The 11,614-nt window shown below is 71.2% G+C and carries 10 protein-coding genes and 1 pseudogene; 4 read left to right on the forward strand and 7 right to left on the reverse strand.

Annotated elements, in window-relative coordinates:
* Together JAO81_RS42555 and JAO81_RS18915 are read right to left on the reverse strand one after the other, a co-directional pair.
* On the reverse strand, positions 1-465 hold a 465-nt coding region (locus JAO81_RS42555; RefSeq protein WP_233415575.1), incomplete at its 3' end, for a GntR family transcriptional regulator.
* Between the two features lie 10 nt (positions 466-475).
* Positions 476-1,291 (reverse strand): SDR family oxidoreductase, encoded by an 816-nt coding sequence (locus JAO81_RS18915; RefSeq protein ID WP_199549048.1) that lies wholly within the window; start codon positions 1,289-1,291, stop codon positions 476-478.
* 133 nt (positions 1,292-1,424) lie between these two features.
* Here JAO81_RS18915 and JAO81_RS43700 point away from each other — a divergent pair, with 133 nt between their 5' ends.
* Positions 1,425-2,360 (forward strand): AraC family transcriptional regulator, encoded by a 936-nt coding sequence (locus JAO81_RS43700; RefSeq protein WP_199549049.1) that lies wholly within the window; start codon positions 1,425-1,427, stop codon positions 2,358-2,360.
* On the opposite strand, the gene JAO81_RS18925 is transcribed toward JAO81_RS43700, so the two are convergent.
* Together JAO81_RS18925 and JAO81_RS18930 are read right to left on the reverse strand one after the other, a co-directional pair.
* On the reverse strand, positions 2,302-3,795 hold the full coding sequence (locus JAO81_RS18925) for an aminopeptidase P family protein (protein WP_199549050.1): 1,494 nt from the start codon (positions 3,793-3,795) through the stop codon (positions 2,302-2,304). The two genes, JAO81_RS43700 and JAO81_RS18925, sit on opposite strands and share 59 nt — an antisense overlap.
* A gap of 289 nt (positions 3,796-4,084) precedes the next feature.
* Positions 4,085-5,656 carry a PP2C family protein-serine/threonine phosphatase gene (locus JAO81_RS18930; RefSeq protein ID WP_199549051.1) on the reverse strand — a complete coding sequence of 524 codons (1,572 nt, stop codon included), beginning with the start codon at positions 5,654-5,656 and terminating at the stop codon, positions 4,085-4,087.
* 493 nt (positions 5,657-6,149) lie between these two features.
* Here JAO81_RS18930 and JAO81_RS18935 point away from each other — a divergent pair, with 493 nt between their 5' ends.
* Both JAO81_RS18935 and JAO81_RS18940 read left to right on the forward strand, forming a co-directional pair.
* On the forward strand, positions 6,150-6,815 hold the full coding sequence (locus tag JAO81_RS18935; protein WP_199549052.1) for a bifunctional DNA primase/polymerase: 666 nt from the start codon (positions 6,150-6,152) through the stop codon (positions 6,813-6,815).
* Between the two features lie 111 nt (positions 6,816-6,926).
* Positions 6,927-7,613: a hypothetical protein gene (locus JAO81_RS18940; protein WP_199549072.1), complete on the forward strand. Its 687-nt coding sequence runs from the start codon at positions 6,927-6,929 to the stop codon at positions 7,611-7,613.
* Between the two features lie 309 nt (positions 7,614-7,922).
* Here the strand turns inward: JAO81_RS18940 and JAO81_RS18945 are convergent, their stop codons facing one another.
* The 3 genes from JAO81_RS18945 to JAO81_RS18955 all read right to left on the reverse strand — a co-directional run bounded on the left by JAO81_RS18945 (position 7,923) and on the right by JAO81_RS18955 (position 10,853).
* Positions 7,923-8,915, reverse strand: coding sequence for a DUF5926 family protein (locus tag JAO81_RS18945; RefSeq protein ID WP_199549053.1), 993 nt, complete (start codon positions 8,913-8,915; stop codon positions 7,923-7,925).
* A gap of 325 nt (positions 8,916-9,240) precedes the next feature.
* Entirely contained in the window at positions 9,241-9,819 is a 579-nt protein-coding gene (locus JAO81_RS18950; RefSeq protein WP_199549054.1) for an ATP-binding protein, read from the reverse strand.
* Positions 9,820-10,037: 218 nt separating this feature from the next.
* Positions 10,038-10,853 carry a glycerophosphodiester phosphodiesterase gene (locus JAO81_RS18955; protein ID WP_199549055.1) on the reverse strand — a complete coding sequence of 272 codons (816 nt, stop codon included), beginning with the start codon at positions 10,851-10,853 and terminating at the stop codon, positions 10,038-10,040.
* 217 nt (positions 10,854-11,070) lie between these two features.
* Here JAO81_RS18955 and JAO81_RS42560 point away from each other — a divergent pair.
* A pseudogene (locus JAO81_RS42560) lies at positions 11,071-11,614 on the forward strand (hypothetical protein); the annotation flags it as partial.

Consider the following 11,614-nt stretch of genomic DNA (forward strand, 5'->3'; position numbering starts at 1 on the left):
CGCCGCCGCGCCGGCCTTCCCCGGCCGGGGACCGCCCCCCACCACGGCCCCCCCCGCCCGCGCCGCCGGGCCCACCGGCGCCTGCACAGGGGAACCAGTACGCGCGGTGGACCCCGTACGCGCGGTGGAGCCCGTACGCGCGGTGGAGCCCGTACGCGCGGTGGACCCTGAACGCGCCGTGGAAGCCGACCGCGCCGCCACCCGCGTCCCCGACCCCTGCCGCGCCGTCAGCCACCCTTCGGCGACCAGCTCGGCGTACGCGCTCGCGACGGTGTTCCGCGTCAGCCCCAGATCCGCGGCGAGCGACCGGTACGGCGGCAGCCGCTGCCCCGGCCGCAGCCGTCCCTCGGCCACGGAGGCGCGCAGCGCACGGATCAGCGCCGCCCGCCGGCTGCCGCCGCCCTCGAGCTCCAAGTGCAGGTCGGCGCCGATGCGTTCGGCCTGGTCGGCCCAGGTGTCAGCCATGGAGGGGACCCTAGCCTTGTGCCTGCACCGCGACCTCATGCCACTCGGCCCAAGTCGTCAGCCGCTCCTCGTACACCGCGGGCAGCAGCTCACCGCCCTGCGTGCCGAAGAACACCCGCAGCGGCGGGTTCTCCGCGTCGACGACCTCGAGCAGTGCGGCACCCGCGGCCGCCGGATCGCCGAAGTCGAGCGTGGCCATGAACGCGGCAAGGCCCTCGCGTACGACGTCATAGCCAGGGTCGGCCTCGGCCTGGACCGCGGATGCGCCACCCCAGTCGGTGGCGTAGGCACCCGGCTCGACCAGCGTCACCTTGATGCCGAAGTGCGCGACCTCCTGGGCGAGCGCCTCGCTGAGCCCTTCGAGCGCGAACTTGGACGCGTTGTACCCGCCGACCACCGGCCAGCCGATCAGCCCGCCCGTAGAGGAGATCTGCACGATGTGCCCGCTGCCCTGCTCCCGCAGATACGGCAGCACGGCCTGGGTGACCCAGGCGGCTCCGAAGAGGTTCACCTCGAACTGGTCGCGCAACTGCCGTTCGGTGAGTTCCTGGACGGTGCCGAACAGCCCGTACCCCGCGTTGTTGACCACGACATCGAGCCGCCCGAAGTGCTCCCGTGCCTCCCGTACGGTCGCGAACACCGCTTCCCTGTCCGTGACGTCGAGAGCGAGTGCCAGCACCCTGTCACCGTACTTTCCGACCAGATCTCCCAGCGCCGAGGCGTCACGCGCGGTCGCGGCCACCTTGTCCCCGCGCTCCAGCGCGGCCTCGACGAACTGGCGGCCGAAACCACGCGACGAACCGGTGACGAACCAAACCTTGCTCATGCTCCGAACTCCCTGTGCAGTAAGGTGCGTTGCTTGTTGACATGACTCTATGAGCACACCAAAGAGACGTTCCATGACAGAAACGATCTGTGTTTTGTCTGGACGTCTCGATCTGGCGAGAGTGAGGTAAGGCGTGGACGTACTAGCGGATGTGCTGGCCACCACCGGGCTCGACGGTGTCCTGCTCGCTCAGTTGCGCTCTCGCGGCGGCGACTGGGGCTGCGGGCTCGACCGGCTGGACGCGGCCGGTTTCCATGTGATCGCCGAGGGCGCCTGCTGGCTGCGCGTCGACGGCTCGCCACCGCGCCAGCTGGTCACCGGGGACGTCCTGTTGCTGCCCCACGGCACCCCGCACGAGCTCGCCGGCGCCCCCGACGCGCAGGCCCTCCCGTACGCCGCACTCGAAGCGGCCCACCCGCCGCGGGACGGGATCGTGGACCTCGGCGGCGAAGGCCCGGCGGCCCATGTCATCTGCGGAAAGTTCGGTTACGCCGGCGATGTCACCCACCACCCCGTACTCGCCGCGCTGCCCCCGGTGATCCACATCCCCGGGATGAGCGCCGACCCCGAACTGCAGGGGATCATCCGCCTGTTGGTGGCCGAGACGACCCGGCAGCGGCCGGGCGCCCGTGCGGTCGCGGCCCGGCTCACCGACGTGCTCTTCGTGCAGGTGGTCCGCGCCTGGCTGGAACGCGCCGACACCACGCCCGACGCCGGTCAGCGCTCCTGGCTGCTCGCCCTGCGCGATCCGCGTATCAGCGCCGCGCTCTCGCTGCTCCACCAGGCGCCGCACCGCCCGTGGACGGTGGAGTCCCTGGCCAGGGACGTGACGATGTCCCGCCCCGTGTTCGCGCGGCGCTTCAAGGAGCTGGTCGGGGTCGCGCCCCTCGCGTATCTCGCCCGGCTCCGTATCGACGTGGCTGCCCGGCTGCTGCGTGATACCGACGAGCGGGTCGGCCGGATCGCCGAACAGGTCGGCTACACCTCGGAGTTCGCCTTCTCACGCGCCTTCACGCGGGCCCGCGGCATCGCGCCCGGCCGCTACCGGCGCGCGGCCGCGGTCGGCTGAGACATGCGTGAGGGGGGGGGGGGGCCCGGGGCCCCCCCCCCCACCCCCACCAACGGCCCGCCCCCCCGCCGATGCCGCGGTACTCCTCGGGCACCGCCAGGCCGCCGGCCTGGAAGTACAGCCCCGGCCCGACCGTCAGGCACATGCCCGGCTCAAGGGTGCAGTCCACGTACGCCTCACGGCGTGCGGCCGCGCAGTCGTGGACGTCCATGCCGAGCATGTGACCGGTGCCGTGCAGGGTGAAGCGGCGCTGGAGGCCGAGCTCCAGGACGCGCTCGACCGAGCCCTCCAGGAGGCCCCACTCGACGAGCTTCTCGGCGAGCACGCGCTGGGCGGCGTCGTGGAAGTCGCGGTAGGCGGCGCCCGGCTTGACCGCGGCGATACCGGCCTCCTGGGCCTCGTACACCGCGTCGTAGATCTTCTTCTGGAGCTCGCTGTAGCGGCCGTTGATCGGCAGCGTGCGGGTCACGTCCGCGGTGTAGAGCTCGTTGGTCTCCACGCCGGCGTCGAGGAGGAGCAGGTCGCCGGAGCGGACCTCGCCGTTGTTGCGCACCCAGTGAAGGGTCGTGGCGTGCGGGCCGGCAGCGCAGATCGAGCCGTAGCCGATGTCGTTGCCCTCGACGCGGGCGCGCAGGAAGAACGTGCCCTCGATGTAGCGCTCGGAGGTCGCCTCGGCCTTGTCGAGGACCTTCACGACATCCTCGAAGCCACGCGCGGTGGACGCGCAGGCCTGCTCCAGCTGACCGATCTCGAACGCGTCCTTGACCAGACGTGCCTCGGACAGGAAGACCCGCAGCTCCTCGTCGCGCTCGGCCGTGACCTTGTCGGTCAGCGCCTGCTCGATACCGGCGTCGTGCCCGCGCACCACGCGGGTCGGGCCGGTGGACTCGGCGAGCGCGTCGGCGAGCTTGCGGACGTCGGATGCGGGGATGCCGTACAGCTTCTCGGCCTCGGTCAGCGAGTGCCGGCGGCCGACCCACAGCTCGCCCTGGCCGTCCAGCCAGAACTCGCCGTTCTCGCGGTCGGAGCGCGGCAGCAGGTACAGCGTCGCCTCGTGGCCGCCCTCAGCGCCCGAGACGGGTTCCATCACGAGGACGCCGTCCTCGGTCTGGTTGCCCGTGAGGTACGCGTACTCGGTGGACGCGCGGAAGCTGTACTCGGTGTCGTTGGACCGGGTCCTGAGCTGGCCCGCGGGGACCACCAGACGCTCGCCCGGGAAGGCGGCGGACAGGGCGGCGCGGCGGCGGGCGGTGTGCCCGGCCTGGGCGATCGGCTCCAGATCCGTCAGCTCGGTGTCCGCCCAGCCCGAGCGCATGCTCTCGGCCAGCTCATCGGACACGCCCGGGTACAGGCCGTTCTTCCGCTGCTTGATGGGCTTCTCGGCTGCCTCTTCGACTGCTTCTTCGCCGGGCTTGTCGGTGAGCTCTTCGGCCACGGATGCCTCCTCGTAGTGACCTGGGGACCACCGTCCATCGTATGTCCGTACGGAAGGGGTTCCGGGGCCTGTAGATATGGCCAAAGTCACGTAGGTATGTCCAAAGTCACGCGAAAAGGACCCTCGCGGCGTTTCCGCTCCGAGGGTCCTTCGGGTCGCGTTGTTCGGTGGGCCGTTGTCGGTGGGCTGCGTTGCCAGTGGGCCGCGATGTTCCGTGGGCCGCGTTGTCAGTGGGCGCCGATAGCCTGGAAAGGGCTTCGGCCCCCGGGTGGGCGGGGACTGTCCCGGCTCAGTCGAACCGCGCCGCCAACACCACCACATCCTCATCGCTGTCCTCCCCCAGTCTCGACTCCGCTCGACCGGGAGGTGCCCCCACGTCCCGCCCGTCCGTGAGCACGGTGCGCAGCACGTGGTCCGCGATCGCCCCGGGATCGTCCCGCAGCGCCTTCGGCACGCTCGCCGCGGCCGCGTGCAGCCGGGCGAAGGCGCGGTCCATCGGGTCGCCGGTGCGGTGCAGCAGCCCGTCCGTATAGAGCAGCACGGTCTCGCCGGGCTCCGGGGAGAGGTCCACGCTCGGCGCCTCCCAGCAGCTCAGCATCCCGAGCGGCGCGGAGAGCGAGGTCTCCACGAACTCGGTGCGCCGCTCGCCGATGATCAGCGGCGGGGAGTGCCCGGCCCCGGCGAGCACGATCTTGCGCCGCCGCGGTTCGCAGTACGCGAAGAGCGCGGTGGCGCTGCGCGCGGGTTCGGTGAGGCGCAGCAGCAGCTCGAGATCGGAGAGCACCGCGACGGGGTCCTCGCCCTCCATCACGGCATACGCCCGCAAGGACGCCCGCAGCCGTCCCATCGCCGCGACCGCACTTGGTCCTGACCCGGTCACGGATCCGACCGCGAGCCCGAGCGCGCCCTCCGGCAGCGGCAGCGCGTCGAACCAGTCGCCGCCGCCGCGCGGCCCGGTGCGGTGCCGGGCGGCGAGCTGGACGCCGGCGACCCGGGGGAGCCGGCTCGGCAGCAGTTCCTCGGCAATGGTCGCCATGGTCGTACGGGCGCGTTCGAGCTCGACGAGACGGGCCAGGTGTTCGCCCGCGTACCGCATGTAGAGGCCGATCAGATGGCGCTGGCGCTCCACGGGCTCGGCCGGCTCGTCGTACAGCCAGACCGCCGCACCGAGCCGGTCCGCCGCTCCCGGCCGTCCCGCCGTGTCGCAGGTGAGCGGCACGGCATAGCTGGCCGCGTAGCCGAGCCGGTCCGCGACCGAGCGGTGGCGCGGGTCGAGGTTCTCCTCGGCGAGCAGATCGGGCTGGGCGATCCCGCATTCGCCGGGGCCCAGCGGTCCGGAGCCGTCGAGCAGCCGCCCGTACGAGGTGGCGTCGCGCGGCACGGTCTCCAGATGTCCGAGATCGGCCCGTTCGAGACCGAGCCCGGTCATGGTGTCGGGGCCGAGCCGGTCGGAGGGTTCGAGGATGACGAGTCCGCGGCGGGCTCCGACCAGTGCGGCACCGGCGCGCAGCAGTTCGCGCAGGCAGTCCTCGAGCACGGCCGTGCGCGTCAGCCGCTCGGTCAGCTCGTGGAGCGTGGTGAGGTCGGAGACCCAGCCGGCGAGCCGGTCCTGGATCACGACCGCCGGGGTGGCGGTCGCCGGGGCGCAAGGGAGCGCCGAGGTGTGTGCGGGGGCGGGAACCGAAGAAGAGCTGGGATCGATTCCGGCCACTTTCGGAAGGTGAGGGGCGTTCATGGCGTGGTTCGCATCCGGTATTCCGGACGGTCCATATTGCTCAATAGCATCGCAAACCCCCATGTCATTCTGCGCCGCCAGCAATAGGTCCACATCTACACGCCCTGGTCTGGGGATGTCCAGCATTGTCCTGCGAGGATTCCTGGTGTCCATGGGATGTACGAGGCAACTGTGACGAAAAAGGGAACTTGGCGAAAAACAGCCCTGACCAATCCGTTATTGATGTCGACTGGGCTGCGTTCGACGGCACGGCGGGCGGGACGGGTACGTACTCAGGGAAGAACAGCCACAGTTGGCGCTGTTTCTGAACCAGACGACGGACCTATACGTCTTAGAGAGCGAAGGCCGTGCTCCGGCCGTATGGCTCATGGCGGTTCGCAAGCGGGACAAGCACCAGGGCAGGCAAGGCGCATCAAGCGCCAGGCGCGCGCCACCCACCGCCATGGTTGTAATGGATGCGTCTGCAGTGCGGAACGACCAACTGCAGTCAGGTACGAGCATCCGCAGCTCAGTCCGAGCTCCAAGCGTGGCGCACGTGTCCGCAATGTTCGAAGTGGTCCGAAGCGGCCCGCAGTGTCGGTAGTGTCTCTGCGTTTTCAACGGAAAGGAACGAGCGCTCATGCGCGAGATCCTCGGAAGGCGACGCAGGCTCCTGTCGAAGCGCTCCGGTGGGAGGCCTGACCAGATCAGCGCGGCCCTGACCTTTGCCGGCACCTGGCAGTGGCCGGTGCTCCCCGGCGTGGGATTGCAGCAGCCGGGATCGCCGCAATGCGCATGTCCCGACCCCGAGTGCGCCACCCCCGGCGCCCACCCGTTCGACCCCGGCATCCTGGCCGCGACCAGCGATGAGCGGATGGTCCGCTGGTGGTGGACCAACCGTCCGACGGCTCCGGTCGTCCTGGCGACAGGCGGCCCGGGCCCCAGTGCGGTGAGCCTGCCGGCCATCGCGGCGGCCCGCTCCCTCGCCGTGCTCGACCGCGCGGGCGTCCGCGTCGGCCCGGTCGTCGCGACCCCCGACCGCTGGTCGCTGCTCGTCGCGCCGTACTCGATGCCCCACCTCGGCGAACTGCTCTACGCCAAGGACCATGTGCCCGGTTCGCTCCGCTTCCACGGCACCGGCGGCTATGTCGTCCTGCCGCCCTCGGAGACCGGCCAGGGAGAGGTCCGCTGGGAGCGTGCCCCGCTGCCCGGTTCGGCCAGTCCGTGGCTGCCGGACATCGAGGCCCTGGTGGATGTTCTGGTCGACACCCTCACTCATACGGGTGTGAGCGCGCCCGAGTTCTAGGCAGCTTGGGCGCGCGCGGGGCCTGAGGGCCCCGGGCCGTCGCTATCTTCGGGCTCACCTCCGTTGTTGTGCCGTTCAGTTGAACAGGTGGGTCCGTTGCAGCGAGCACGTATGTCCGCGCTCCTCGCCGTTGTGCTGCTCGCGGTCCTGCTGCCGCTCGCGGGTGCGGCGGCGGGTCCGGTGGGCTCCTTCGACGAAGACGTACGGGCGAAGGACTCACCGGCGAGGGACGTGCCGGCGAAGGACGGGCCGGCGAAGAACGGGGACGTGCGGGCGAAGGCGGACACACCTGTCGAGGCGCCCGGCGACGGGACGGACGAGAGAGCCGGGCAGCCGGCGAAGCAGGCGCGGACCTCCGGTCTGCTGTCCGGGCTCGGCCTGACGACCGCGGCGCAGTGCGGACCCGAACTCGCTTCCCCCGAGGGCGTCGAGGCCCAGACCTGTGTGCTGAGCCAGGGCGGGGACACGTGGGCCCGTACGTACTACCGCAATGCCACCGGCGAGGAACTGAGTGCGGTGCTCACGCTGATGGGGCCCGACGGACGGACCGTGCAGATGCACTGCGCCGTCGACGAAGGGGACGAACCTGGGGCGTGCGAGACGCCGCGTGAGCGGACGGCGGGTGAGCAGGCGGCGTACTCGGCGGTGGCGGAGTTCGCGGCCCCGGCGGACGCCGACGGGAGCGAGGACCGGAGCCAGGGTGAGGACCGGAGCCATAGCGAGGACCGGAGCCATAGCGAGGACCGTCCGATGCTGCTGCGCTCCGGCAGCAATGCGGCGCCTGCCACGGGCAGTTGAGCGCGGGCTCCCGGCCGGCCGCCCGGCCGTCCGGCCGCGGGCATGAAAAGGCCCGGTCGCTGGCGACGGGGGATGCACCAGCGACCGGGCTACTTGAACGGTAACAAGAGATCTGCGGTTCGCAAATTCGATCTCGGCCGGTATCGGCCAATCCGCTGGGGATTTACCTGGGAAGGCCGGGAGTTGTGACCGTTGTCATACCTTTTCTATGGCTTTCCTGTGCCTCTCGGTGATCATGAATGGCCATTTCTGATCACTCGGTGATCGCCCGATACGTACGCAGTAAGTCGTCGCGGACTGACCGGCCGGTCAGCTCAGCGTGACCTGCCGGTTGGTGAGACCGCCACGGGCGCGGCGCTCCTCGCCGGTGAGCGGAGCCTCGTCGGCGAGGGCCGTGGCGAGGCGCTCGGCGAACTCGGCGGCGGGCTTCTCGACATCGGCCGCCGACATGCCGGTCGGCAGATCCCACACGGGGACCATCAGGCCGTGCGCACGGAACGAGCCCACCAGGCGCGTGTTCTCACCGAGGCTCGACGTGCCGGCCGCGTGCAGCCGCGCGAGCGCGTCGAGCAGCTTCTCCTCGGGGTGCGGCATGACCCAGCGCAGGTGGTTCTTCTCCGGGGTCTCGCACCAGTACGCGGCGTCCGCGCCCGTGAGCTTCACGGTCGGGATCGCGGCGGCGTTGGCCCGCTCCAGGGAGGCGCTGACCTCGGCGTTGGCGTTCTCCGCGTCCGGCACCCAGAACTCGAAGCCCTCGTGCACGACCGGCTCGAACGGGCCCTTCGGGTCCAGGAGTTCCTGCAGCCGGGGCCCGTCGCCCGAGGTGCGGCGGGCGGCGATGGGGTTGCCCGGCTCGGTGGTGAGCGCCTGGGTGAGGATGTCGGCGAGGTCGCGGCTGAGGTCACCGGACGAGGTGTCGTTCTGCAGTCCGATCAGGACCGAGCCGTCCTCGCGGCGCAGACCCGGCCACGCCATCGGCAGTACGGTCGCGAGCGTCACCGACGGCACACCTTCCGGCAGACCGTCCTTGAGCGTGAGCTCCACCGTGGCGGCGGGCACCAGTTCGCGCAGCGCGACCCAGTCGCACTCACCGGGCAGGCCCTCGAAGGGGCGGTGCACCAGCTCGGTCACGGCCTGCGCGGCGGCGCGCCCGTGACAGGCCTTGTAGCGCCGGCCCGAGTTGCAGGGGCAGGGCTCGCGCGCGCCGACGACGGGCCAGTTACCCTCAGCGGCTGCGCCGCGGGCTCCGTCGGTGATCTGCGCCTTCTGCGGCTTCTTCGTCTGAGGGCGCTTCTTGGCCATCGTGCGTCTCCCGGTCACGGCTTGGGCGGTACGGCGGTGAGCCTAGCCGTTGCGGGACGGGGCCGGGGGGCAGTGCGGAACGTGGCCCGGACCGTCCTCGTCCTCCAGGGACAGTGCGGACGTGGCCCGGACAGTCCCCGCCCTCCCGGGGGCCGAGCCCTCTTTGAGGCTATCGGTCCCCACTGACAACGAGGCCTGTCCGCCACTGACAACGAGGCCCGTCCCCACTGACAACGAGGCCTGTCCGCCACTGACAACGAGGCCTGTCCGCCACTGACAACGAGGCCCGTCCCCGAAGGCCGCGACAGCTGCCTCCGGTACGCCCTCACCCCAAGTCGCCGTACAACTCGCCCGGTCCTGTGACACGCGTAGCGAAGTCGTCGCGCCGGCGCCCCGTCGTCAGCACGACCCACACCGTGACCTCGCCGGCCGTGCCGTCCCGTACACCCCACTCGTCGGACAGCGTCGCGATGATGCCGAGCCCTCGCCCGCCGCGCGCCGTGACCGACGGTGTGGCCGGAACCGGGCGGGTCGGACCGCCCCCGTCCGTCACCTCGACCGTGAGCCGACCGGATGTGTCGAGCCGCCAAGCCGCCCGCACATTGCCGTCGCCCACCATCGCTGCGTCCTCGAGCGGCCTGCCGTGCCGGCAGGCATTGCTGAGCAGTTCGGAAAGAATCAGGACGGCATCGTCGATCACCGCTTCGGATACGCCGCTGATACGCAGCTGATCACGCATGCAGTGTCTTGCTCGTCCTACGCCTGCAGGACCATGAGGTACGGCCATGCTCGACGACGCCGGCACCTCCTGTGCCACCACCAACGCCACCCCCGAGACCTCCTTAGCCCCACGCCACGGTGTGGATGCCCCAATGGCCTGGACCGGAAACCGGCCAATCCGCATACGGGACACCGTTATGACGGCCTCATGACGCACTCGGGTCAAACGGATACGGTCCGAACGCGCCGGTGCACTCTGCGTGAGTGACGGCTGTGCCCGGGGTGGGGCACGGCAACAGGTGCGCAGCTCCGGCCGAAGCTGCCGAGCCCCGGCCGAAGCCGCTCGGCTCCGGCGGAAGTCGCTCAGCCCGGCCGAAGTCGCTCAGCCCCGGCGGAAGTCGCTCAGCCCCGGCCGAGCTGTTCGAGGACCGCGCGCGGGCGGTTGGTGATGATCGCGTCGATGCCGAGCCGGACGCAGAGGTCCACGTCCTCCGGCTCGTTCACGGTCCATACGTGCACCTGGTGCCCGGCGCGCTGGAGCTTCTCGATGTACGAGGGGTTGTTGCGGACGAGCCGGATGCCGGGCCCTGCGATCCGTACCCCTTCGGGCAGCCGGCCGTCGCGGGTGCGCGGCGTGAGGAACTGCAGCAGCTGCACCGTGGGCAGTGTCGGGGCGGCCGCCCGGATCCGGTGCAGGGAACGGGCCGAGAAACTCATCACCCGTACCGGAGAATCCGCCGGCGTCTTGGGCGCGTCCAGACCGAAGCGCTTGAGCAGGAGCAGCAGCCGCTCCTCGACCTGGCCCGCCCAGCGGGTGGGGTGCTTGGTCTCGATGGCCATCTCCACGGGGCGGCCCGCGTCCGCGACCAGTTCGAGCAGGCGCTCGAGGGTGAGGACGGAGGTGTCCTCCCACTCCGGGCCGTCCTCTCTGTTCTTCCAGGAGCCGAAGTCGAGGGCGGCGAGATCGGCGAGTTCCAGGGCCGAGACGGCGCCGCGGCCGTTTGACGTACGGTTGACGCGCCGGTCGTGCACACACACGAGGTGTCCGTCGGCCGTGAGCCGGACATCGCATTCCAGCGCGTCCGCGCCGTCCTCGATCGCCTTTTTGTACGCGGCGAGGGTGTGCTCGGGGGCTTCGTCGGAGGCGCCGCGGTGGGCGACGACCTGGATCGAGCGGGGATCGCGCCCCGAGGGCTGCGGGGTTCGTGCGGAAGTCACCGCGACATGGTGTCACTTCGCGGGGTACCCGTGGCGTACGTCGTGTGACCTGACGGGGTCTCAGCGGATGCGCCGGTTCCGGCCGCCGCCGAGGATGGGCGACGGACACACAGGTGCGGCTTATGGCGCCCTGACGTCCGGTGGGAAAGGCTTGCGGAGCATAAGTGCGGCCAGAAGAAAAGATACTGACGGACGCCGTGGATCGAGGAGTAGAGCTGTGAGCACCGAGAACGAGGGCAACGAAGTTCCCCCCGCCCCGTCCGTACCTCCTGCGCCTCCGTCGGTTTCGCAGGAAGGCGCCGCCGACGCGGGACCGACCGACAAGGGCGCCGCCGATGGGTCCGCACCTGGTGCGGCCGCGCCCGGTGGACCTCGGCCCGATGAGAACGTGACCGCGCCGCTGCCTCCCGTACAGGCGGGCGAGACGGCGCAACTGCCGCCGGTTCCTCCGGCGGGTGCTCCCGCGACGCCGCCGGCGGGTGCTCCCGCGGGGGCCGCGGCGAGCGCGCCTTCGGGTGCGCCGTATGCCGCGCCGACCGCCGCGGGTGCGCCGGGCCATCCCGGTGAGCACGCGCACGCAGCCGGTGGGCATGCGCACGCAGCCGGTGGGCAGGACTACGCGCAGGCCTCCGGTGGACATGAGCAGCCGCACGCCGCCGGCGGGCATCACCAGCCGGCCGCTGGTGGCGGCTGGCCGCCGCAGCCGGCGGCCCCGCCCGCGCCGCCGCCGAGCGGGGGGGGGGGGGGGGGCGGGGGGGGGG

This window comes from Streptomyces sp. N35 (assembly GCF_016464295.1).
In the GTDB taxonomy this organism is placed as follows: domain Bacteria; phylum Actinomycetota; class Actinomycetes; order Streptomycetales; family Streptomycetaceae; genus Streptomyces.